This is a genomic window from Thermanaerovibrio acidaminovorans DSM 6589 (genome assembly GCF_000024905.1).
Classification (GTDB): Bacteria; Synergistota; Synergistia; order Synergistales; family Synergistaceae; genus Thermanaerovibrio; species Thermanaerovibrio acidaminovorans.
Map to the genome: position 1 here is coordinate 587606 of NC_013522.1, position 21613 is coordinate 609218.

The 21613-nt window shown below is 63.7% G+C and carries 20 protein-coding genes and 1 tRNA gene; 8 read left to right on the top strand and 13 right to left on the bottom strand.

What is annotated here, in order from left to right; all coding sequences use genetic code 11:
• Positions 1-10: 10 nt before the first annotated feature.
• The 10 genes from TACI_RS02755 to TACI_RS02800 form a co-directional block, all read right to left on the bottom strand.
• Positions 11-892, bottom strand: coding sequence for a DMT family transporter (locus tag TACI_RS02755; protein ID WP_012869302.1), 882 nt, complete (start codon positions 890-892; stop codon positions 11-13).
• Positions 893-895: 3 nt separating this feature from the next.
• Positions 896-1555 (bottom strand): GntR family transcriptional regulator, encoded by a 660-nt coding sequence (locus tag TACI_RS02760; protein ID WP_012869303.1) that lies wholly within the window; start codon positions 1553-1555, stop codon positions 896-898.
• Positions 1556-1655: 100 nt separating this feature from the next.
• A complete protein-coding gene (locus TACI_RS02765) occupies positions 1656-2168 on the bottom strand; it encodes a cob(I)yrinic acid a,c-diamide adenosyltransferase (protein WP_012869304.1) in 513 nt (170 codons plus the stop codon).
• 10 nt (positions 2169-2178) lie between these two features.
• Positions 2179-2610: a DUF2703 domain-containing protein gene (locus tag TACI_RS02770; protein WP_242601141.1), complete on the bottom strand. Its 432-nt coding sequence runs from the start codon at positions 2608-2610 to the stop codon at positions 2179-2181.
• 31 nt (positions 2611-2641) lie between these two features.
• On the bottom strand, positions 2642-3715 hold the full coding sequence (locus tag TACI_RS02775; protein WP_012869306.1) for a pyridoxal phosphate-dependent aminotransferase: 1074 nt from the start codon (positions 3713-3715) through the stop codon (positions 2642-2644).
• The gene (gene cbiB / locus TACI_RS02780; protein ID WP_242601142.1) at positions 3712-4710 is read right to left on the bottom strand and encodes an adenosylcobinamide-phosphate synthase CbiB; all 999 of its coding nucleotides are present in this window, start codon (positions 4708-4710) and stop codon (positions 3712-3714) included. The genes TACI_RS02775 and cbiB overlap by 4 nt, the downstream gene beginning before the upstream one ends.
• A gap of 531 nt (positions 4711-5241) precedes the next feature.
• A tRNA-Leu gene (locus tag TACI_RS02785) sits at positions 5242-5327 on the bottom strand.
• Positions 5328-5578: 251 nt separating this feature from the next.
• Positions 5579-7651, bottom strand: a complete 2073-nt coding sequence (locus tag TACI_RS02790; protein ID WP_012869308.1) for a methyl-accepting chemotaxis protein — start codon at positions 7649-7651, stop codon at positions 5579-5581.
• 198 nt (positions 7652-7849) lie between these two features.
• Positions 7850-9199 (bottom strand): 4Fe-4S binding protein, encoded by a 1350-nt coding sequence (locus tag TACI_RS02795; protein ID WP_164925116.1) that lies wholly within the window; start codon positions 9197-9199, stop codon positions 7850-7852.
• 127 nt (positions 9200-9326) lie between these two features.
• Positions 9327-10247, bottom strand: coding sequence for a ribokinase (locus TACI_RS02800; protein ID WP_333645282.1), 921 nt, complete (start codon positions 10245-10247; stop codon positions 9327-9329).
• A gap of 111 nt (positions 10248-10358) precedes the next feature.
• Here TACI_RS02800 and TACI_RS02805 point away from each other — a divergent pair, with 111 nt between their 5' ends.
• The 6 genes from TACI_RS02805 to TACI_RS02830 all read left to right on the top strand — a co-directional run bounded on the left by TACI_RS02805 (position 10359) and on the right by TACI_RS02830 (position 17064).
• On the top strand, positions 10359-11372 hold the full coding sequence (locus tag TACI_RS02805; protein ID WP_012869311.1) for a LacI family DNA-binding transcriptional regulator: 1014 nt from the start codon (positions 10359-10361) through the stop codon (positions 11370-11372).
• Positions 11373-11488: 116 nt separating this feature from the next.
• A complete protein-coding gene (locus tag TACI_RS02810) occupies positions 11489-12532 on the top strand; it encodes a BMP family lipoprotein (protein WP_165442273.1) in 1044 nt (347 codons plus the stop codon).
• Between the two features lie 81 nt (positions 12533-12613).
• Entirely contained in the window at positions 12614-14134 is a 1521-nt protein-coding gene (locus tag TACI_RS02815; RefSeq protein ID WP_012869313.1) for an ABC transporter ATP-binding protein, read from the top strand.
• Positions 14127-15149 (top strand): ABC transporter permease, encoded by a 1023-nt coding sequence (locus TACI_RS02820; RefSeq protein WP_012869314.1) that lies wholly within the window; start codon positions 14127-14129, stop codon positions 15147-15149. Before TACI_RS02815 ends, TACI_RS02820 begins: the two co-directional genes overlap by 8 nt.
• A 5-nt stretch (positions 15150-15154) precedes the next feature.
• Positions 15155-16123 carry an ABC transporter permease gene (locus TACI_RS02825; RefSeq protein WP_012869315.1) on the top strand — a complete coding sequence of 323 codons (969 nt, stop codon included), beginning with the start codon at positions 15155-15157 and terminating at the stop codon, positions 16121-16123.
• On the top strand, positions 16123-17064 hold the full coding sequence (locus tag TACI_RS02830; protein WP_164925117.1) for a nucleoside hydrolase: 942 nt from the start codon (positions 16123-16125) through the stop codon (positions 17062-17064). The genes TACI_RS02825 and TACI_RS02830 overlap by 1 nt, the downstream gene beginning before the upstream one ends.
• Positions 17065-17113: 49 nt before the next feature.
• On the opposite strand, the gene pdxT is transcribed toward TACI_RS02830, so the two are convergent.
• From pdxT to TACI_RS02845, 3 genes are all read right to left on the bottom strand, one after another.
• Positions 17114-17680, bottom strand: coding sequence for a pyridoxal 5'-phosphate synthase glutaminase subunit PdxT (pdxT, locus tag TACI_RS02835; protein ID WP_012869317.1), 567 nt, complete (start codon positions 17678-17680; stop codon positions 17114-17116).
• Between the two features lie 3 nt (positions 17681-17683).
• On the bottom strand, positions 17684-18568 hold the full coding sequence (pdxS, locus tag TACI_RS02840) for a pyridoxal 5'-phosphate synthase lyase subunit PdxS (protein WP_012869318.1): 885 nt from the start codon (positions 18566-18568) through the stop codon (positions 17684-17686).
• A 143-nt stretch (positions 18569-18711) separates the two neighbouring features.
• Complete coding sequence (locus TACI_RS02845; protein WP_012869319.1) at positions 18712-19617, bottom strand: PLP-dependent cysteine synthase family protein; 906 nt, start codon at positions 19615-19617, stop codon at positions 18712-18714.
• A 368-nt stretch (positions 19618-19985) separates the two neighbouring features.
• Between TACI_RS02845 and proC the strand changes: the two genes are divergently transcribed.
• Both proC and TACI_RS02855 read left to right on the top strand, forming a co-directional pair.
• Positions 19986-20831 carry a pyrroline-5-carboxylate reductase gene (proC, locus tag TACI_RS02850; RefSeq protein WP_012869320.1) on the top strand — a complete coding sequence of 282 codons (846 nt, stop codon included), beginning with the start codon at positions 19986-19988 and terminating at the stop codon, positions 20829-20831.
• Positions 20832-20883: 52 nt separating this feature from the next.
• Positions 20884-21600 (top strand): SIMPL domain-containing protein, encoded by a 717-nt coding sequence (locus tag TACI_RS02855; protein ID WP_164925340.1) that lies wholly within the window; start codon positions 20884-20886, stop codon positions 21598-21600.
• Positions 21601-21613 lie beyond the last annotated feature (13 nt).

A 21613-nucleotide genomic window follows, 5' to 3' on the forward strand; every position in this document is an offset into this window, starting at 1 on the left:
TCTTTTGGGATTAGAGGGACATCACCGTGACTCCCCCCACCACCAGGGCTATGCCTAGGGTCTTGCGTAGCGTCAGGGGCTCCCGCAGGACCACGGTGGCGAAGAGGGCCGCCAGGAACGGTCTGGCACACGCCAGGCAGGTGGCCAGCGCCACCGATATGTGACGGAGGCTGTAGGAGAAGAGCAGGTTGCCTATGGTGAGCCCCATGGCGCCTGCCACCGCCATTTCCAGCACGTCCCTGTAGCTCAATTCCCGAAGGTCCAAGACCTCCCGGGGATTCTTGAGGAGGAAGACCGCCACTGACCCCAGGGTCACCCCTATGGATCGCCACAGCTCCAGCTTGGCCACGTCCATCCTTCCGATGAGGACCTTGTTGGTGACCACCCCGACGCTCCAGCACACCATGGTGGCCAGGGCCAGCAGTAGCCCCATCCTAAGCTCCCTGGGGGAGTCGGTCCCCTGGGCCTTGTTGAGCAGGAACAGCCCCCCCAGCGTCAGGAGGACCGACAGGACGATCGAGGGTCCCAGGGGCTCTCCGATGAAGACGTGGGACATCACCAGGGCCACGATGGGGAAGGAGGATGTGACCGGCACCCCTATGGAGACCCCCAGCTTGTGTAGTGCTCCGAAGTAACACAGGTCTCCCACCACCAACCATGCGATGGAGGAGGACCAGATGACCCCCAAGAGGCTCAGGCTTGGGGGGGTGAGGACCGAGGTACCGCCGGTCAGCAGGGCGTAGAGGGCGGCGCTGACTATGTAGCCCAGGCACCTCAGCGCCCCAAGTCCCGTGTAGGACACCTTCTCGATGCCCCTCCGGTAGAGCACCGGCGCCATGGCCCACACGGCGGCGGCGCTGAGCGCAAGTCCCATGCCGACCAGGGTCCCCATGGCCTATCCCTTCGACATGATGTATCCCGTTAGGGATGCCACCGCGTTCTTGAGGTGCCTCCTGAGCCTCTCCTTGGCCATCTCCACGTTGCCCTCCAGGATGGCATCTATGAGGGCCACGTGCTCTTCCGATGAGCGCTTGAGGGGGACCCCCTCCACCGAGTAGTGCCTGCAGAGCTGGATCAGGTCGTTGACGTTGTGGAGCACCGTCTCCAGGAAGCCGTTCCCCGATTGGACGCTTATGAAGGAGTGAAACTCCCGGTCCCTCTCCAGGTACTGCTGGCTAGTCCACCCGGGTCCCACGGACAGGAACATGTCCCTGTAGCGGAGCAGCTCCTCCCTTGGGGGGGAGGGACAGATCTTCTCAAGCGCAAGCCCCTCCAGGGCGACCCGGATCTCGTAAAGGTCCTCCGCCTCCTTTGGGGTGGGCAGGGCCACAAAGGCCCCCTTGCGGGGTACCAGTTTGACCAGACCGGTTTGGGCCAGTTGCCGGATAGCCTCCCTTATGGGGGTCCTGGATACCTCCAGCTGCTGAGACAAGTCGAACTCCGACAGCTTCTCGCCGGGTGGTATGAGACCGTTGACTATGGCGTCCTTTATCTTGTCGTAGACTATCTGCCTGAGATCCCGGTTCCTAGCGGGGGAAAGGGGATGATCCTTCATTGGCCCGCCTCCTTAGCGATGGCTCTCCTTCAGAATGACGAATCCTTTATACATTATTTTATTACGAGGATGCCGGACATCTCAACCGTTTCAACTCAAGTTAGCACCTCTCCCTGCAGAGCCCGTCCACCCATAGCGATAGGGCGTAGATGGCGTCCGACAGCCTGTTCAGGTACACGTACTGGGCTTCGGTGATCTCTCCCCGGCGGTAGAGCCCCACCGCCACCCGCTCGGCCCGGCGGGCCACCGTTCGGGCCACGTGAAGGGCCGCGCCGCTCACCGAGTCGCCGGGTCGGACGAACCGGAAGGGGCCCCGGTGTTCCGAGGTGACCTTGTCCACTATCTCCTCCAGGAGGGCCGTGTCCGGCTCCGGCAGGTCATCGCACTTGGCGAGGCTACCCATGGCGTAGGACATGTTCTCCTCAAGCTTTAAGAGCCACTGGGCCACCTCGTCGAAGGGGCAGGTGGCCCTGGCCATGCCCACGTGGGCCTGGCACTCGTCCACGGTGCCGTACAGCTCCACCAGGGGGTGATCCTTGGGCACCCGCTGGCCGTTGCAGAGGGAGGTCTCACCCCTGTCCCCGCCCTTGGTGGTTATTATCAGGTCCGGCATGGGGTGTCCCCTAGTGGCAACAACCGCAGGAGCCGCACTGGTGGTGTCCCCCCAGGAGCTTCATGGAGGCCCGGATCAGCCCGTCCATTATGAGCCCCGTGGGGACCTCCTGAAACTTGGCCCCTTCCTTGGCCCCTTCCATCACTATGGCCCTGCAGCTTCCCCCGTCATCGCAGGGGAGCATCTCCACCTCTAGCCCCAGCAGGGACTCCAGGGACGTCTCGTCCATCTCCCCCGGGGACTCCAGGGTGATTAGGTTGTGCATCGTTCGGTTCTCGGTGGAGTCCTCCATCTCCCGGTGCTCGGCGGATATCTCGATTCCCAGGGCGGCGAACTTGGGGGCCATCCGCTCCAGCACGTGGAGCAGGTTCTCCCGGGTCCTCTTGAAACATCCGCAGTCTCCGTCGCCGATACCGTAGTGGGCCACCACTATGCTTGCCATGCCCATCCCCCCGTTTAGGATTTTTAAGTGTTTATATCCCATACTCAAGGTCCTTGTCCATGAGGGCCCGCAGGGCATCCTCCAGGGCGTTGAACAGGGCCCTGTTGCTCCTCCTGTCCTTAACCGCCAGCCTGGCGTGATCATCCCCAAGGCCGAAGGACCTGCAGGTGCGGATAAGGATGCGTCTTTTGAGGAGCTCCTTCGCCAGGGCCCAGGCGGGCACCGGGCACCTGGTGAGGATGAAGTTGGAGTCTCCCTCCACCGGCTGGAAGCCGAGTCGCCGGAGGTTCCTCATCATGTACTTCCTCTCCTTGGCCAGCCTGTGTCTGGAATCGGATATGAACGGTTCCGGGTTCTCGCAGCACCAGGTGGCGAAGGCCTCTCCCGCGCAGTTGATGGGCCAGGGCTGAAGGCAATGCCTGATCCGGGCCACCGCGTCCGGGTGCCCCAGTGCGGCCCCTATCCGGAGTCCCGGGGCGGAGAAGTCCTTGGTGAAGGCCCTGAGGATCAGCAGGTTGCCCCTGGGCAGGTGTTCGATCGCCGAGGGGGCCGGGGGCCAGGTTAGGTTGACGAAGCACTCGTCCACCATGAGGATGGCGCCTTGGCGGGAACAGAGCTCCAGGACCTGCTCCATCTCCTCCTGGGTCCAGACCCTTCCGGTGGGGTTGTTGGGCTGGCAGATAACCAGCAGGTCCCCATGGGACAAGGTGCTCTCTAGGTCCCCCAGGGAGGGAGCGAAGTTGGGGGCCACCAGGGGGATCTCCCGGGTTGGGACACGCAACCTCTCCCCCCACTGCCGGTACTCGCCGAAGGTGGGGGAGAAGGTGACGATCCTTCCGGGCCTAAAGGCCATGATGGCCGCCCCCATCACGTCGCTGGCCCCGTTGCCGAAGCAGACCGCGGATTCGTCGATTCCGAGCCATCGGGCGAAGGCCCTGCGAAGCCTAGCCTGCTCCCTGTCAGGGTATATATGGGTGTAGGACAGGGCCTCCCTAGCGGCCTTCACTGCCCCCTTAGGGGGGCCGAAAGGGTTGACGTTGCTGGAGAAATCCAGCACTTCCTTGGGGTCCAGGTGGAGCCATCGGACCAGGCCTCCGTGGATCAAAGGGACATCAGCCCTCCGATCCCCAGGGAGACAAGGGCAGATATCATGTACGAGACCCAGTATATGGAGATCGCCCGCTCCAGGTGCTCCACCTCAGGGGATGGGCCCTTGCCCATGATAGGGTTGAGGGACCACTGGCCGGAGTAGCTGGTCTGCCCCCCCAGGGTTACCCCCAGTGCGTGGGCGAAGGCGCTGATGGGCCATCCTGAGTTGGGGCTCTCGTCCTTGGGGGCATCCTCCTTGGCCCCCTCCCAGGCGTCCTTGAAGTTACCCCCCATTATCTGCCCCGCAGCGGCCACCACAAGGGCGGACATCCTGGAGGGGAGGAAGTTGAGCAGGTCGTCCAGCCTGGCGGAGGCACTTCCGAAGTCCGAGTACCTCTCGTCCCGGTAGCCCACCATGGCGTCCAGGGTGTTGACCACCCGGTGGATCCAGGCCAGCACCGGACCTCCCAGGGCGCCGTAGAGGAGGGTGGACGTCACCGCGTCGGAGAAGTTCTCCGCCAGGGTCTCGATGGCGGACCGGACCAGGTAGCCCTGGTCCATCCCCTCCACGTCCCGGCTCACGATGAATTTAAGTCCCTCCGCAGCACCGTCTAGATCACGAGACCTGAGATGGGACAGCACCCGGGTCACCTCCGTTGCCAGGCTCTTGCCCCCCAGGCAGAAGTAGATGGTGATGGCCCCGCCGAGCCAGCCGAGCCGGAGCACCTGGAGGATCTCCAGGAACACCATCAGGGGAAGCACGGCGGCCAAGAGGGTGACGGCCAGGAAGATGCCCCCCTGGACCTTGGGGTTCACCGGGAGGGAGCGGCATGCGGACTCCACCCTCTCGGCCAACATGCCCACCAGCCGCACGGGATGGAACCTCCACTGGGGATCGCCTACAGCCAGATCCATGGCCACCGCCAGGGCCAACGTCAAGGGCAACATTTGAGCACCTCCGAAGTCTTCCCGGGAGTCTCCCGAGGGGTTGATCGAGCCTACGGATCTCATTCTACAACAGCGGGTTAGAGATCGCGGTATTCGCCCCTTTATGACCGCTCGAACCCCGAAGGAACCCTTGCGGATCCGGTCCTCCGATCCCGCCCGTGTCCTGGCGGATCCTAATTGTACGCTCCTGCCGGGAATCAACTCTAACGTGATCGAAATAACTAAGCGGATAGAGCACTTGCCTCCTGGGGGGCAAGGCCGACTAAGATCCACTCCTGCTTATCTGGCGCAACGGGCCCCCATTTGGGTCGGTAGCCTGGTGATGCTTCCCCCGGGGCTTTAGGTGGGGGCAGTAGGGGATCCGATTCATGGCGGGGCCCGAGGAGAGGATGTCGCCTTCGACTTCCTGGATGGGATGGGAAGCACGCATCCGGTTCGAGGGGACTTATTCGAGAGGACTCAATGGTCTCCGCATGAAACCTTCTGGAGAGCAGAACATCGTGGGTGCGAGTTTGGCTTGTTTCGTGCCGGCGGGGAACCTTCCTGGGAGAAAAAAAGGGACCCCCTGTGCTCCGCGGAGGCCCCTGGTTAAACTGGTGCCGGGGGGGGGACTCGAACCCCCACGTGGTCGCCCACGGCGGATTTTGAGTCCGCTGCGTCTGCCATTCCGCCACCCCGGCGCTGAAACGAGGATATAAATACCACAGGATCCACCTCCTGTCCAGATAGTTGGTTCGAATTTCGTTGGCAGGTTGACGTTATAGTAAGGGGAGAGTGGAAGGGGCTGAAGTTGGGCGGCCTGCTCTACACTGGTGCATCCCCCGATCGGGAGACGAACCTGCTAAACGTGTCCGCCGGGTACGACCTGTTAATGGCGTCTAGCAGGGGCCCCCGGATCTTACGGGGGCCCCCTCGGTCATCTGACTCTACCCTACCTACCGTCTTTCAGGTGCAGCTGGGAGGACTGGTACCTGAACTTGGCGATCAGGGCCTTGAGCTGCTCCGCCGTGTGGCTCAGCGCCTGGGCCTCCTGGGCCACCGCCTCGCTGGCCTTGGCGGTCTCCTCGCTGGAGTGACGGATCATCTCCACCGAGTTCACCACGTTTATGGTACCCTGGGTGGCGTTGTCTATCCCCTGGGCTATCTCCTGCGCCGCCGCCGCCTGCTCCTCCGACGTGGCGGCTATGTTCTGCATGGCGTCGTTTATGACCCGGATCTGGCCCAGCACCTCCGCCAGCTTCCCCTGGGCCTCGTGGGCCCGGCGCACCGTGTCGTCCATGGACCTCTGGGACTGCTCCGTGGCCCTCAAGGACTCCTCCGTGTTGGCCTGCAGGGGGGCTATCAGGTCCTCCACCTCCTTGGCCGCCTGGGCGGACTCCTCCGCCAGCTTCCGGACCTCCTCCGCAACAACCGCGAAGCCCCGGCCCGCCTCGCCCGCCCGGGCGGCCTCGATGGCGGCGTTCAGCGCCAGCAGGTTCGTCTGGTCCGCTATGGACCTTATGGTGGCCACGAAGCCCGATATGGACGCCACCGAGTCCGCCACCTTCTGGATCCTCTCGAAGGTCCGCTTGGACTCGTCCCCCACGTGGGTTATGGCCTTCACCACCTCCTCCACCTGCCTGACCGTCTGCTCCGACAGGTGGGACATCTTGGAGGCCGCCTCGGCCCCGTCGGTGGCGGAGTTGGCCGCCTGCTGGGCTCCGCTGGAGACCTCCTCGATCCCCGCGTTGGTCTCCTGCAGGGAGGCGGAGTTGGACTCCATGAGGGACGCCACCTGGTCCACCGAGGCCTTTATCTCCTCCACGGAGGCCACGGACTCCTCCGAGAGGGCCGCCAGGTTCTCCGCCGCGGCGGCGGTCCTGTCCGACTGGGAGGCTATGTCGGATATGGCCTGTCTCAGGGTCTCCTTGAGGACCAGGGCGCTCTGGGCCATGAGGCCGATCTCGGTGCGGTGGTGCCCCACCTCCCTCAGCCACTGGTCGTTCTGGTCCTGGGTGAGGTCCAGCTGTCCCAGCTTCTTGAGGGAGTCGGTGATCCTCTTGACGGGGGCCACCACGCTCCTGGAGAGGCCGTAGAGCATGGCGCCCACCAGGATGAGGGTCACGAGCCCCAGGAGCAGCTGTCGGATGGCCAGGCTCCTTACCATGGCGTTGAGGTCCGAGGCGGGGAAGACCACGCCCAGGACGAAGCCGGACCTGGTGGGGGAGAAGAAGGTCCTCCTGAGCTCACCCTGGAAGGAGTAGTCCACGAAGCCCGGGGAGCCGGAGATCATCTTCCGCCCCGCCTCCGCCAGCTCGGGGGTGATTAGGCCGCTGGGCTTGGTGATGTTCTCCTTCATGATCATCTCCGACTTTGGATGACATATCATGTTGCCCTCCCGGTCCAGGAGGAAGCCGTAGCCCTTGCCGAAGACCTTGTAGGAGGTGATCATGTCGGATAGGGTCTTGAGGTCCACGTCGATCCCCGCCACGCCCAGGAGCTTGCCCGAGGTGGACTTCACCGGGGTGGCCACGGTGATGACTAGCCCGCCGGTGTTGGCGTCCACGTATGGGGCGGTAAGTATGACCTTATCCTCCTGCACCGCCTGGATGTACCAGGGGCGCTTCCTTGCGTCGTAGTCCGGTTTCTCCACCCAGTCGCCGCCGGTCCCCACCTTGCCGGTGGACTCAAGGCCCACGTACATCTCAAGGACGTTCAGTTCCTTCGCCGAAGCTTTGAAGTACCGGGCCATGACGGACTCCAGGTCGTCGTCGGTGACCGCCTGTCCGGTCTCCAACAGCTCCGCGGTGCCGCTGGCGATGCCCAGCGTCAGCGTCTTTAGCTGGCTGAAGTACTGGTCCACCTGGTTGGCGTTGTTGGCGATCATCTCCATCCCCAGGGTGTTAACCTGGTCGTTCAGGATGGAGTGGCTCTGGAGGGCCACCATGGCCACCATGAGCCCCAACAGGACTGTGACCCCAATCCCAAGCAACGTCAGCTTCTTGGCTATCGACAAGTCCCTCATATCCACGCCTCCCGGTACGGTAAGATGACTGCGGCCAGAATTATATACCCAAATCCGGCCCACTTATGTGGTTAAACTCCCGTGGATTTCAGCGTTAAGGCTGGGGGCGTTAGGTTGGGAACTGGGATTCGGTCCATCGAATGCGAACCTTTGGGCGGAAGGGGCCCCGTCATGGTGCTGTCCGGGGCCCCATTTAGTCTAGCGGCTTTTCAGCTTCCTTACCGCTGCCCGGATGGCGGACACCTCGCTGCCCACCCGGGCGGCCATCTCCTTCAGCGGATTTTCAGCCTCCTTGGCCATCTCCACGGGCCAGCCCGCGGTCTCGAGGATCTCCTCCGGCTTGAGACGGTAGATCTCCGCCACCTCCGCCAGAGTCTGGCTCCCCTTTATCTCCTCCGGGTTAGGCGCCTTGGCGTCACGAGATGTCTCACGAGCCTTTAGGTAAGCTCCCACCTTGGCCTTCACCGCCTCGTCATCCACCCCCTCCATCCTCTTGAGGGGCACGTCCCTGGGGGAGTCGGGGCTGATCCCTGCGGCGTTCATGAACTCCTCCACCGGGAGGGCCACCTTGGAGGCCGCCTCCTCTACGGTCATCCAGCCGAATATCCCCTCCGCCGGGTCCGCCTTGGCCTCCAGGGATGTGGGGGAGAAGGTCCGCCAGCCGCCGGATACCTTGGCCACCCCGTAGGCCCCCAGGAACAGCCCAAGGCCAATGATGCCCACCGCAAGGGGGGACAGCTTCCTCCCAAGGGCCCTGAAGTCCAGCGCCCCCTTCGCGGGGCAGGACTCCACGCATTCACCGCAGGATATGCAGTCCCCATTGGACAGCCTGCCGGCGGTGGACACCGTTATCCCCATGGGACACGCTCTGTCGCAGGCTCCGCAGTTCACACACCTGTCCGGGTGTCTCTCCACCCGGGTCAGGCTCAGCTTCTGCAGGATCCAAAGCCCGCCCCCAAGGGGGCACAGGTAGCGGCAGAAGAACCGGGATATTCCCATGCCCGCCAGGATCACCAAGAGGGCCAGGACCGCGAAGCCCCACGGGTTGGCGGCGATCTCGTCCAGGCCGCCACCAAGGTGGGCCCAGGCGACCCATGGGTCGTAGGGCCTGAACACCAGGGTGCCCGTGGCCCAGGATCCCGCCAGCACCACCCCCAAGATCAGAAGCTTCACGTGCCTGGCCGTGTGGGGGATGCGCCTCTGATCCACCTTGAACCCAAGCCTCCTGCCCAGGGCCCCCGCTGCCTCCCCAAGGGCCCCCAAGGGACATATCCAGCCGCAGAAGGTCCTCCCCAGGAGCAGCGTGGACGCCGCCACGGTGCCGAAGAGCAAGAGGGAGCTCATGGCCACCCGCCGGAGGAACGTCCCGTGCTTGAGGTATGAGTACAGGCTCTCCAGCCCCCCGAAGGGGCACAGGGCATCCACCGGCGGGACCCCCGATGGGCCACCCCCCACCACCTGATGCCGGTAAGCCACGTAGGTCATGAATCCGAGGAACCCCGCAAGGGATGCGTACCTCAAGTACCTGCCCAATTTGCCTTCTCTCATGTCCATCCCCCCATACGTTTTATGAGGCTATGATATTACCTTGAAGGGGGGCGAACAGGGTCAAACCCCCAACGGGCCCTTAAGCTAAATTACCTATCTTGTCTTGATGCGGTGGGGAATGGGGTTGTTAGAGCCTTCCCATGGCCCCCTCCACCTCTTCCCGGGTGGGCATGGAGGGCTGGGCCCCCGCCTTGAGACACGCCAGGGAGCCGGCGGTGACCCCGAACCGGACCGCCTCCTCCATGGAGTGCCCCTCGGAGATCATCACCGCAAAGGCCCCCATGAAGGCGTCCCCCGCTCCGGTGGAGTCCACCACCTCCACCCTGGAGGCCTCAACCGAGCCGCTGGACTCGACGGAGAGGAACCTTGCCCCCCGGGAGCCCATGGTGAGCACCACCCCCTTGACGCCCAAGCCCAGAAGACGCCCCATGGACAGGTCCGGATCGTCCGTCCCCCCGAGCTGGGTCAGCTCCACCTGGTTTAGCACCAGATAGTCCACTAAGCCTATGACCTCATCCGGCAGGGGCTTGAGGGGGGAGGGGTTGAGGAACGTGAGGCAACCCATGTCCCTGGCCATGCGGAGGCCCCGGGATACGGTATCAACCGGTATCTCCAGCTGGAACACCGCGGAGGTGGCGTCCTTGAAGTGGTCCTCCTGGAGGTCCCAGGGCTTCAGGTCCAGGTTCGCCCCGGGGGCCACTATTATGGCGTTGTCATCCCCGAAGACCGTCACCTGGGCAACCCCTGTGTGGCCCCCGGACCTTCCCACCATGGCGTGGATGCCCTCCCTCAGGAGGCTCTCCACCAGCCGGTCACCGAAGGGATCGTTGCCCACCTTCCCCACCATCCTGACCGAGGCCCCCATCCTGGCGCAGGCCACCGCCTGGTTGCCCCCCTTGCCCCCCTCGGCGGTGGAGAATACCCCCCCGGTCAGGGTCTCCCCCCTCATGGGGAGCCTCTCCGCCCTCATCACCATGTCCAAGTTCAACGACCCTACCACCGTGATTCTAGCCATGGGGATCACTTCCTTAATAAAGGATGACATCATGAAGTTGCAGAAGTTTGTTGACAAGCCCTCCGGGGAGAAAGTAACATGCCCGCAAAGGGTTGCGCAATCCTTTGCGCTAAGATTTGGCCATAGGCTGGGGGGCTTGGTATCATGGTGACCATGAAGGACGTGGCGCTTCTGGCGGGCGTTTCGGTGTCCACCGTGTCCCACGTTCTCAACGGCACCAGGAACGTGGCCCCCGAGACCAGGGACCGGGTGATGAGGGCGGTGGACGCCCTGGGCTACCGACCCAACATGATGGCCCGGGGGCTCAGGCGCAAGGGGATATTCCTCCTTGGGCTGGTGGTGCCCGACGCCACCAACCCCTACTTCGCCGAGGTGGCCCGGGCGGTGGAGGACCGGTGCTACGAGAGGGGGTTCTCCCTCATGGTGGCCAGCTCCGGTGGGATCCCCGAGCGGGAGGCCCGGGCGGTGGAGGCCATGGGGCTTCACCGGGTTGGGGGCATCATCATGGTCGGGCTGGGCTTCCCGGAGGAGCAGGCCCGGATCCTGTCGGGGCTGGAGATCCCGGTGGTGATGGTGGATCGCAAGATAGGTGACCTCCCGGTGGACTCGATCCAGTCCGACAACGTTGGAGGGGGGCGGATGGCGGCCCGGCACCTGCTGGACCTGGGGCACCGGAGGATTGGGTGCGTGACCGGTCCCATGGGGTTGGGTCCCAGCGAGGACAGGCTAAGGGGTTTCATGGAGGAGATCGAAGAGGCCCGGGTGGACCGGTCATGGGTGTCCGTGATCCATGGGGATTTCGGCTGCGAGTCCGGATATCGGGCTGCCAGGGGGATGCTGTCCCGGCCGGACAGGCCCACCGCCATATTCGCCATGAACGACCTGATGGCCCTGGGGGTTATGGGGGCCGCAAGGGATGCGGGGCTCTCGGTGCCATCGGACCTCTCGGTGGTGGGCTTCGACGGCATATCAATGGGGCGCTTCTTCGTCCCATCGCTCACCACCGTGGCCCAACCCATAGCGTCCATGGGGCACGGGGCGGTGGACAGGATCGTGGACAGGATGATGGGGGATGTGGAAGGTGAGATAATGGCCCGGATCCTTCCTTGTTCCCTGATCCAGAGGGGGTCCTCGGCCCCGCTGGGGTGCGGCGGATAGAGAGACGTTCTAGAATGGGGGTGGTATCCTCGAGGATCTCAGCGCGTGGCCGGCTGGGGTAGGCCGGGTCCGGTTCTGAAGGTGTTGGGTTAGCTCTGAGTGACTAGAGAAGGGAGATGTTGAGTTTGAAGAGGAAACTCATCTGCGCTCTGATGGTGGCGTGTCTGGCGCTGGTCATGGCGCTGCCCGCCATGGCGGCCAACAAGCCCATGAAGGTGGCCCTGATCCTCTCCGGGTTCCTGGGGGACAAGTCCTTCAACGACTCGGCCCATCAGGGATTGCTGCGGGCTAAGAAGGACTTCGGCATAGACCTCAAGGTCTTGGAGTCCAAGAACCCCGCCGACTGGGAGGCCAACCTGCTCTCCATGGCCTCCGCCAAGTACGATCTGATCGTAGGCTCCAGCACCCAGATAGCGGAGCTCATCAAGAAGCATGCCGCCTCCTTCCCGGATGTCAAGTTTGGCGTCATAGACGGGGCGGTCAAGGCTCCCAACGTCATGTCCATAATCTTCGCCCAGAACGAGGGCTCCTTCCTGGCCGGCGCCGCCGCCGCCATGTTCACCACCAAGACCAACATCCCCGGCGTCAACGACAAGAAGATCATCGGCTGGGTGGGCGGCATGGACATCCCGGTCCTTCAGGACTTCCTCACCGGCTACAAGCAGGGGGCCAAGTACATCGACCCCTCCGTCAAGGTGCTGGTCTCCTTCGCGGGTAGCTTCAGCGATCCCCTCAAGGGCAAGGAGCTGGCCATGGCCCAGTTCGAGCAGGGGGCGGACATCGTCATGAACGTGGCCTCCACCACCGGCAACGGCATCCTGGAGGCCGCCAAGGAGAAGGGGCGCTACGCCATCGGGGTCGACATGGACCAGGACGGCATATACCCGGGCCACATCCTGACCTCCATGATCAAGCGGGTTGACGTGGCCACCTACAAGCTGGTCAAGGACGTGAAGGAGAACAAGTTCAAGGGCAACACGGTAATCGAGATGGGCGTGGCGGACGGCGGGGTGGGCCTCACCGACATGTCGGTCATGAAGAAGGCCCTGGGCAACAAGTTCCCCAACGACATCCTGGTCAAGATCAAGCAGCTCACCGCGGACATCAGGTCCGGCAAGATAAAGGTGGAGCAGTACAAGGGCTTCCAGCGGGGCATCTAACCTCCCGCTGCGGAGGGGCGGGCTGAAGTCCGCCCCTTTTAATCTTGCCCCCATGGGGCTTAAGGGGTGTCTCAAAGTCCGATGGAACCCATAGTTCTGATGAAGGACATAGTCAAGGACTTCCCGGGCGTGAGGGCGGTTGACGGGGGCTTCTTCGACCTGATGCCCGGGGAGGCCCACGCCCTCATAGGGGAGAACGGGGCGGGGAAGTCCACGTTGATGAAGATCCTCTACGGGGTTTACCAGCCCGACTCGGGGGTCATTACCGTGAAGGGGGAGACGTTTCCCCACCAGAGCCCCGGCGAGGCCATATCCCGGGGGATAGGTATGGTTCACCAGGAGTTCATGCTCGTTCAGCAGCTCACCGTCCTGGAGAACGTGATCCTCGGCTTCGAGCCCCGGGTGGGCATGGGCAAGATAGACTTCAAGGCGGCGGAGGAGAGGATCTCCGCCATAATGGACGGCTACGGCCTCAAGGTGGACCTGAGGAAGAAGGTCAACGACATATCGGTGGGGGAGGCCCAGCGGGTGGAGATAGTGAAGGCCCTCTACCGGGGGGCGGAGGTGCTCATCCTGGACGAGCCCACAGCGGTGCTCACCCCTCAGGAGGCGGAGGGGCTGTTCCAGGTGATAAGGTCCCTCACCAGCCTTGGCAAGTCGGTGATATTCATATCCCACAAGCTGAACGAGGTAATGGAGGTGGCGTCCCGGGTTACGGTGATGCGCCAGGGCCGCCACATAGGAACCGTTGAAAAGTCCGCCACTTCGATCCCGGAGCTGGCCCGCCTGATGGTGGGACGGGACGTGTTCCTTGGGGTCCAGCGGTCCGGATCCGCCAAGGCGGGGGATGTGGCGTTGGAGGTAAGGGACATATACGTTCCAAGTAGCACCGAGCACTCCAAGATCCGGGGGGTATCCTTCCAGGTGAGGAGGTCCGAGATCCTGGGCATCGCCGGGGTGGACGGGAACGGTCAGAGCGAGCTGGCGGAGGCTATAGCGGGCCTGAGGCCCGTGGAGCGGGGCCAGGTGATCATAGACGGGGTCCAGGTTCAGAACCTTACCCCTCTCCAGGTCCGCCAGGCGGGGCTTGCCCACATCCCGGAGGACCGGAACACCCGGGGGCTCAACAGGACCATGACGGTGAAGGAGAACCTGGCGGGGCTGGCGTTCCGCAAGCCCCCCATATCCAAGGGGCTGGCCATAGTGGAGGGGGCCCTCAAGGAGTTCGCCGAGAGACTCATATCCGCCTTCGACGTGAGGCCCCCACTGGCGGACGCCCCGGTCACGGGCTTCTCGGGGGGCAACGCCCAGAAGATAGTGGTGGCCCGGGAGGTGGACTCCAACCCCAAGGTGCTTCTGGCCTGCCAGCCCACCCGGGGGGTGGACATAGGCTCCATAGAGAACATCCGCAAGGAGCTGGTTAAGGTGAGGGACAGGGGCACCGCCATAGTCCTCATATCCGCGGACCTGGAGGAGATCTTGTCCCTGTCGGACAGGATAGCGGTCATGTACGAGGGACGCATAACCGGCATAATCGACGCGGACGAGGCGGACGAGGAGCGGCTTGGGCTCCTCATGACTGGAGGTGCCGTCAATGGGTAGGTACTTGAACGGTCTGCTCACCGCCGCCCTTGCCTTGGGGATCGGGGCGGCGGCCATAGCCCTGATGGGGCAGAGCCCGGTGGAGGCCTACGTGGAGCTCCTGAAGGGGGCCTTCGTGGGCAAGTTCAACCTGGGAGGGACCCTGGAGAAGTTCGTTCCCCTACTCCTGACCGCCCTGGCCTTTGCGGTTGCCTCCAAGGCTTCGGTGTTCAACGTGGGCGTCGAGGGGGAGCTCTACCTGGGGGCCATGGCGGCCGCCTGGGTGGCGCTGAGCGTGAAGTCCGTCCCGGCCCCGATCCACCTGCTCCTCTGCTTCGGCGCCGCCATCCTGGCCGGGGGGCTTTGGGCCGCCATACCCGGGGCCCTCAAGGCCCACTACGGGGTCAACGAGGTCTGCGTCACCATCCTGGCCAACTACGTGGCCATATTCTTCACCTCCTACCTGGTGAACTACCCCCTGTCCTCTGGCCTGGGGGCGCCCCAGACCACACCGGTGCCGGATCACCTGATGCTTAGCCGGATTATGCCCCCCAGCATGGCCAACAGCGGCCTCTTCATAGCCCTCGCCATCCTGGTGGGCACCTACTGGGTGGTCCACAAGAGCACCCTGGGGTACCGGCTCCGGGCGGTGGGGGAGAACCGGCACTACGCGGAGCACGTGGGGATAGACGCCAAGGCCACCATGCTATGGGCTATGGTGGCCAGCGGGGCCTTCGGGGGCATAGCGGGGGCCATCCAGGTCCTGGGGGTCTTCGGCTGCTTCGTGGACAACTTCTCCCCCGGACTCGCCTTCGACGGCATGCTGGCGTCCCTTATAGCCCGGAACGACATAAGGCTCATACCCATACTCTCCTTCTTCCTGGCGGCCCTCAAGGCGGGGGCCCTGGGCATGGAGAGGTTCACCGGGGTTCCCAAGGCCCTGGTTGACACCGTCATAGCCCTCTTCATCCTTTTGGCCTCCATGGAGGGGCTCTTCAAGTTCAAGATGGGCTCCAGGCCCGCTAGGAGGGGTTGAGAACCATGATCGAATCTCTGGGGGACCTGATGGATAACCTATCCCTGGTGGTGGACTACACGCTGATCCGGTCCACCATAAGATCCTCCATGCCCATAATCTACGCCGCCATGGCGTGCGTCATCACCCAGCAGGCGGACATCCTCAACATAGGGGTGGAGGGGATCATGCTCTGCGGGGCCTTTGCTGCCGTGGCGGTCAGCTACTTCTCCGGAAGCTGGCTCCTGGCGCTTGGCGCCTCGGTCCTGGTGGGGATCCTGTTGGCGGCCTTCATGGCGGTGGCCCACATAAAGTACAAGTCCGACATCTTCGTGGCCGGCATGGGGATAAACATGTTCGCCCTGGCCATAACCAAGCTACTGCTCAACAAGATGCTCAACGAGTCCGGGTCCTTCATGAGCCCCGACATAGTCCCAATGCCGAGGATAGACGTCCCCGTCCTGGCCTCCAACGACGTGCTCAACAGCCTCTTCAACAACTATTCGATAATGGAGCCCCTGGGCTTCGTCCTGGTGTTGGTCCTTCAGTACCTGCTCTACCGCACCATATGGGGTTTGAGGCTCCGCTGCGTGGGCATGAACCCGAAGGCGGCGGAGACCGCGGGCATAAGGGTGGACCTTCGGAAGTTCGAGGTGATGATCTACTCGGGGATCATCGGTGGGGTGGCGGGGGCCTACCTTTCCCTGGGCTACAGCAGGGTCTTCGCGGAGAACATGACCAACGGCCGGGGCTTCATGGGGGTGGCCGCCATGCTCTTCGGTGGCGGTGACCCCATCAAGAGCATGCTGGGCTGCTTCATCTTCGGCCTGGCGGACTCCATCGGGGCCCGGCTCCAGACCTTCGGCTTCCCCTCTCAGTTCATTCTCATGATACCCTACATAGCCACCGCATCCATCCTGAGCCTGGCCATGTACAGGAAGCTCAAGAGGGAGCGGGTCGCCATGAGTGCCGTAGCGGAGCCCCAAAAGGAGTGATGGATTTGGCAAAGGAGAAGGTGATCTTGGATATGGACCCGGGGCACGACGACGCGGTGGCCATGATGATGGCCGCGTCGCACCCGTCCCTGGAGATCAAGGCCATAACGGTGGTGGCAGGGAACCAGACCCTGGAGAAGACGGTTAGGAACGCCCTCAACGTGGCGTCGGTGCTGAACCTGAAGGGGGTACCCATCGCGGCGGGCATGTCCCGCCCCATGGTGAGGGAGCAGGTGATAGCGGACGACATCCACGGGGAGACCGGACTGGACGGTCCGGTCTTCGAGGAGCACGATCTCCAGCGGGATCCAAGGCACGGGGTGGACCTCATCATCGAGACCCTACTGGCCTCCGACGGGGACGTGAGCATCCTGCCCACCGGGCCGCTCACCAACGTGGCCATGGCCATGCGCAAGGACCCCAGGATAGTGTCCAAGATAAAGCGAATCGTGCTGATGGGGGGATCCTACCAGCTGGGCAACGTGACCCCCGCGGCGGAGTTCAACATCTACGCGGACCCCGAGGCGGCCCACGTGGTGTTCTCCTCCGGGGTGCCGATAGTGATGATGGGACTGGATCTCACCCGACAGGTCCGGTGCACCCGGCAGGTTATAGACCGCATGGGGGCCATCGGCAACCGGGTCTCCAAGCTCTTCGTGGATCTCATGGAGTTCTTCTCCAAGACCCAGGAGGAGGTCTTCGGGTGGGATGCGCCCCCCCTTCACGATCCCACCACCGTGGCCTACGTGATAGACCCCTCCATCTTCGTAACCAAGCCGATGAGGGTGGACGTGGAGCTGAGGGGTGATCACACCTACGGGAGGACATGCTGCGACTACTTCGGGGTCACCAAGCGGGAGCCCAACGCGGAGGTGGCCACAACCCTTGACCTGGACCGCTTCTGGGACCTGCTGGAGGATTGTCTCAGGCGCTACTCGTGATCCAGATCGATCCGAAGGGGCCCGGGTATCCGACCCCGGGCCCCTTCGTTTACCTGGACGCCATGTCCAGGAAGAGTCGGTGGACCTCCTGGTTTTGGGTCAGCTCCGGGTGGAAGGAGCAGATGAGGCACCTGCCCCAGCTCATCAGCACCGGTTGTCCTGAGCTCACCCCCAGCACCGAAGCCCCCTCCTGGGGGCTCAGCCTTGGAGCCCGGATGAATACCCCCGGTATCTGGCGTCCGTCCCACAGGGTCACCGGTTGGCAGAAGCTGTCCACCTGGGCGCCGTAGTGATTCCGCTCCGCCTCAGCGGGGAAGACCCCGAGGAGCCCCTCCGGTGGATCGTTGGTGACCCTCTGGCAGGCCAGGATGGCCCCCGCGCAGGTGCCCATGAGGGCCAGTTCGCCCGCCATGATCCTATCCCTTATGGGATCCACAAGGCCGGTCTGGACCAGGAATCGGCCGATTACGGTGCTCTCCCCGCCGGGGATCACCACCCCGGACAGCCCCTCCATGTCCGCTTTGCCCCTGACCGGCACCGCCTCGGCTCCCAGCTTCCCTAGGGCCTCCATGTGCTCCCTGAAGGCCCCCTGAAAGGCCAGCACCCCTACCCTCATGGCTCACCAACCCCGGGTCTGAAGCAGGCTCCCCTGGTCCATGGAGCTAACGCATATGCCCCGCATGGCCTCCCCCAGCCCCTCGGAGACCCGGGCCACCAGGTCCCAGTCCTGGTGGTGGGCCACCGCCTGGACGATGGCCCTGGCCCTATCGAAGGGGTTCTCGCTCTTGAATATGCCGCTTCCCACGAAGACCCCGTCGCACCCCAGGTTCATCATGAGCGCCGCGTCGGCGGGGGTGGCTATCCCTCCGGCGGCGAAGTTCACCACCGAGAGGTGTCCCATCTCCGCGCAGATCTCCAGTAGCTCCCGGGGCACCCGGTGACGCTGGGCCAGCTGGTCCAGTTCGTGCCCCGACATGCCCTTGAGGGCCTCTATCTCCCGGTTCACGGTCTTCACGTGCCTCACCGCCTCGGACACGTCCCCGGTGCCCGCCTCCCCCTTGGTCCTTATCATGGCGGCTCCCTCCCGGATCCTCCGGAGCGCCTCCCCCAGGTCCCGGGCGCCGCACACGAAGGGGACCTTGAACTGGTGCTTGTCTATGTGGGCCTCGTGGTCCGCCGGGGTGAGCACCTCGCTCTCGTCGATGAAGTCCACCTTAAGGGCCTCCAGAATCCGGGCCTCGGCGAAGTGGCCTATCCGGGCCTTGGCCATCACCGGGATGGACACCGCCTCCTGGATCTCCCTGACCTTGCTGGGGTCCGCCATCCTGGCCACCCCACCCTGTTGGCGGATCTCCGCCGGCACCCTCTCCAGGGCCATTACCGCGCAGGCCCCCGCCTCCTGGGCGATCCGAGCCTGCTCTGCGGTGGTGACGTCCATTATGACGCCCCCCACCAGCATCCTGGCCAGGCCGTCCTTCAGCTTCCAATCATCACCCTTAAACATGGGAAGATCCCCCCTTTGAACTTGTCCCTGGGAGGATACAACGTTCCCCCCCGGTGGCCCATGACCATGACCGGGGGGGAACCTAAGATTTCTGGAACGGCACAGTTTGAGTTAACCTTAGATTGCAACTGTGCTCATGGGCCTCATCCCTGGTAGTCGAAGATGGGGGTGCTGAAGTACCTCTCCCCCCGATCGCCGAAGATGACCACGATGTTGCCCGACTCCATGGTCTTGGCCAGCTCCTGGGCGGCGTGGAGGGTTGCCCCGGAGGACATGCCCGCCATGATGCCCTCCTTGGCGGATATGGACCTGGCGCCGGCGATGGCGTCGTCCCGGCTCACGTCGATGATCCCCGCCAGCAGGCTCCTGTCCGCGATGAGGGGCTGGTAGGCCTCGGAACGGTGCTTGAGCCCGTCGATGCCCCCTGTGTTGGGCATGGGTTCCACCCCGTACACCTTGGCGGATACCCCCTTGTCCACGAAGGCCTTGGCCACCCCCATGAGGCAGCCGCCGGTGCCGAAGCCCGCCACGAAGGCGTCCACCTTCTCCCCATGCTGGTGGAGCTGCTCTATGATCTCTATCCCGGTGCCCCTCCGATGGGCCTCCACGTTGTCCCGGTTCTCGTTCTGGTTAACGTAGAAGCAGTCCGGATGCTCCTTGGCGTAGGCCATGGCGGACAGGATGTGGCTGTCCGGGTCGTCCTTGGTGGTCAGCACCAGGTCCGCCCCCCAGTACTTGAGGATCTTCCTCCGCTCGATGGTCTTGGCCTCGGACATGAAGATCTTGAGCTTGTATCCCTTCACCGCCGCCACCATCCCGAGGGCTATGCCGGTGTTGCCGCTGGTGGCCTCCACCAGGGTCATCCCGGGCTTGAGCTCCCCCCTGGCCTCGGCCCCCTCCACCATGGACAGGGCCACCCGGTCCTTCAGTGAGCCGCTGGGATTCAACATCTCCAGCTTGGCCCATATCTTGACCTTCGGGTTGGTGGACGAGTTCCTCAACAAGACCAGCGGGGTGTTGCCCACGTGGGCCAGTATGCCTTCTCTCACTTCGCACTCCTCCTTATGGGCGTTTAACCCTAAGGATTTTGCTTCCAAGGGGGGGATATGTCAATAAACCGGCGGGGATAAAAATAAAGGTCATCAGTGATGATGAGTGGTGCGCTGGACCGCTTTGACACCTTGACGCTTCTGGTGTACACTTCGGCCCATATCGGCCGGGAGGTGAGATGTTGAGTCGCATTGGGATGGCGAGCTTCGTTAACCCGCTCCCTAGCCCGGGGGTCCTTTGCCCCCCGGACAGGTTCCCCTTTGCGCCCTCAGCCCAGCCTTGAAACCGGTTCTCAGTTGAGTGGAGCATGGAGGGGTCGTCCGCCGGGGCGGCCCCTCATATTTTTTCACTGGGGAGGGGTTTTCGAATGGACAGGAGAAGGTTGAAGGTGGCCATACTTGGGGCGGGCACCATAGGCGGGGCGGTGGCCATGGCCTTGTCCCCCCACTTTGACGTCTGCGCCACCCGGAGGAGGGGCTCCATAGCCCCCGGGCTGATCGAGGCGGGTGTGGAGGAGGCCCCCTCCAATCGGGAGGCGGCCGGGTGGGCGGACCTGGTGATCCTGTCGGTGAAGCCCAAGCAGGTGATGCCGGTGCTGGAGGAGATATCTTCCGTGGAGGGACCCAGGCTTCTGATCTCCCTGGCGGCCGCCATGCCCACCTGGATACTCGAGAGGATATGTCACATTCCGGTGATAAGGGCCATGACCAACACCGCCTGTCGGATAAGGCGGGGCTACACGGTCTACGCCAACGGCAGGGGGGTCTCCCAGGCGGAGGAGGACCTGGCCCGGGACGTGTTCAGGTCCATGGGGAGCTTCGACCGGGTGGACGAGCAGCACCTGGACGTCCTGACCGCTATGGCGGGGAGCGGTCCCGCCTACATATACACCGTGCTGGAGGCCATGATCCTGGGGGCCCTGAAGGTGGGGCTCCCCAGGGACATAGCCCTCAAGGCGGCGGCTCACACCGCCATAGGGGCCTCCTGCCTCCTTCTGGACTCGGGGGACCACCCGGCGGAACTGCGGGACCAGGTGATAACCCCCGGCGGGGTCACCATAGAGGGCCTCTACGAGCTGGAGGAGGGCCGGGTCAGGACCGCCTTCATGCGGGCGGTCTTTGCCGCCTCCGCCAAGGCGGTGGAGCTGGCGGAGACGGTTAGAGGGCAGGCGGAGGTCCGGGACTCGGTTGAAAACCCCAGGGGAGTCAATTAAACTAACCTTAGAAATTTTTCACTTGAGAGAGGGGTGGTGCGCTTTGTCTCAGATGGATGGGCTGGACAGGTCAAAGGTGCTGGCCTCCGCGGTCCTAGGGGTGTGCCTGGTGGTGTCCGCCTTCGTGTTGGGGATGGCGGCGGACCGGATCAAGGGCAGCGAGAGGTACGTTACGGTCAAGGGGTTCTCGGAGATGGAAGTCCGGGCGGACCTGGCGGTGTGGCCCATAATGTTCAAGGTGTCCGCCAACGACCTGGGCACCCTGCAGCGGCTCAACGATAGGGCCAAGGGGGAGATAAAGGCCTTTCTGACCTCCATGGGCTTCTCGCCCCAGGAGATATCCGAGGCGCCCCCCCAGATAACGGACCTGAAGACCCAGTTCGCGGTGGATCAGGGGATGAGGATAGAGGAGCGCTACGTGTCCCAGAGCTACGTGACCTTGAGGACCGGCCAGGTGGACAAGGTCAAGGTGGCCATGGAGAGGGCTGGGGATCTGGTCAGCAAGGGGGTGGTGCTCTCCCAGGAGTATGGGGTGATGCCGGAGTTCATCTTCACCAAGCTGGACTCCATAAAGCCCAAGATGGTGGCGGAGGCCACGGTTAGCGCCCGGCGCGCGGCGGAGCAGTTCGCCAGCGACTCCCAGAGCCGGCTTGGGGGGATAAGGCGGGCGGAGCAGGGTTACTTCAGCATCGAGGACAGGGACAAGGGCTCCCCGGACTACAAGCGGGTGCGGGTGGTTACCACCGTCCAGTACTACCTGGAGAACTGATCCGCCCCCCTTA

What these genes read in the sequence shown, in the direction of transcription:
- TACI_RS02755 (WP_012869302.1), bottom strand. Translation starts at nt 892, where the DNA reads ATGGGGACCCTGGTCGGCATGGGACTTGCGCTCAGCGCCGCCGCCGTG.
- TACI_RS02760 (WP_012869303.1), bottom strand. Translation starts at nt 1,555, where the DNA reads ATGAAGGATCATCCCCTTTCCCCCGCTAGGAACCGGGATCTCAGGCAG.
- TACI_RS02765 (WP_012869304.1), bottom strand. Translation starts at nt 2,168, where the DNA reads ATGCCGGACCTGATAATAACCACCAAGGGCGGGGACAGGGGTGAGACC.
- TACI_RS02770 (WP_242601141.1), bottom strand. Translation starts at nt 2,610, where the DNA reads ATGGCAAGCATAGTGGTGGCCCACTACGGTATCGGCGACGGAGACTGC.
- cbiB (WP_242601142.1), bottom strand. Translation starts at nt 4,710, where the DNA reads ATGAGATCCGTAGGCTCGATCAACCCCTCGGGAGACTCCCGGGAAGAC.
- TACI_RS02790 (WP_012869308.1), bottom strand. Translation starts at nt 7,651, where the DNA reads ATGAGGGACTTGTCGATAGCCAAGAAGCTGACGTTGCTTGGGATTGGG.
- TACI_RS02795 (WP_164925116.1), bottom strand. Translation starts at nt 9,199, where the DNA reads ATGAGAGAAGGCAAATTGGGCAGGTACTTGAGGTACGCATCCCTTGCG.
- TACI_RS02800 (WP_333645282.1), bottom strand. Translation starts at nt 10,247, where the DNA reads ATGATGTCATCCTTTATTAAGGAAGTGATCCCCATGGCTAGAATCACG.
- TACI_RS02805 (WP_012869311.1), top strand. Translation starts at nt 10,359, where the DNA reads ATGGTGACCATGAAGGACGTGGCGCTTCTGGCGGGCGTTTCGGTGTCC.
- TACI_RS02810 (WP_165442273.1), top strand. Translation starts at nt 11,489, where the DNA reads ATGTTGAGTTTGAAGAGGAAACTCATCTGCGCTCTGATGGTGGCGTGT.
- TACI_RS02815 (WP_012869313.1), top strand. Translation starts at nt 12,614, where the DNA reads ATGGAACCCATAGTTCTGATGAAGGACATAGTCAAGGACTTCCCGGGC.
- TACI_RS02820 (WP_012869314.1), top strand. Translation starts at nt 14,127, where the DNA reads ATGGGTAGGTACTTGAACGGTCTGCTCACCGCCGCCCTTGCCTTGGGG.
- TACI_RS02825 (WP_012869315.1), top strand. Translation starts at nt 15,155, where the DNA reads ATGATCGAATCTCTGGGGGACCTGATGGATAACCTATCCCTGGTGGTG.
- TACI_RS02830 (WP_164925117.1), top strand. Translation starts at nt 16,123, where the DNA reads ATGGATTTGGCAAAGGAGAAGGTGATCTTGGATATGGACCCGGGGCAC.
- pdxT (WP_012869317.1), bottom strand. Translation starts at nt 17,680, where the DNA reads ATGAGGGTAGGGGTGCTGGCCTTTCAGGGGGCCTTCAGGGAGCACATG.
- pdxS (WP_012869318.1), bottom strand. Translation starts at nt 18,568, where the DNA reads ATGTTTAAGGGTGATGATTGGAAGCTGAAGGACGGCCTGGCCAGGATG.
- proC (WP_012869320.1), top strand. Translation starts at nt 19,986, where the DNA reads ATGGACAGGAGAAGGTTGAAGGTGGCCATACTTGGGGCGGGCACCATA.
- TACI_RS02855 (WP_164925340.1), top strand. Translation starts at nt 20,884, where the DNA reads ATGGATGGGCTGGACAGGTCAAAGGTGCTGGCCTCCGCGGTCCTAGGG.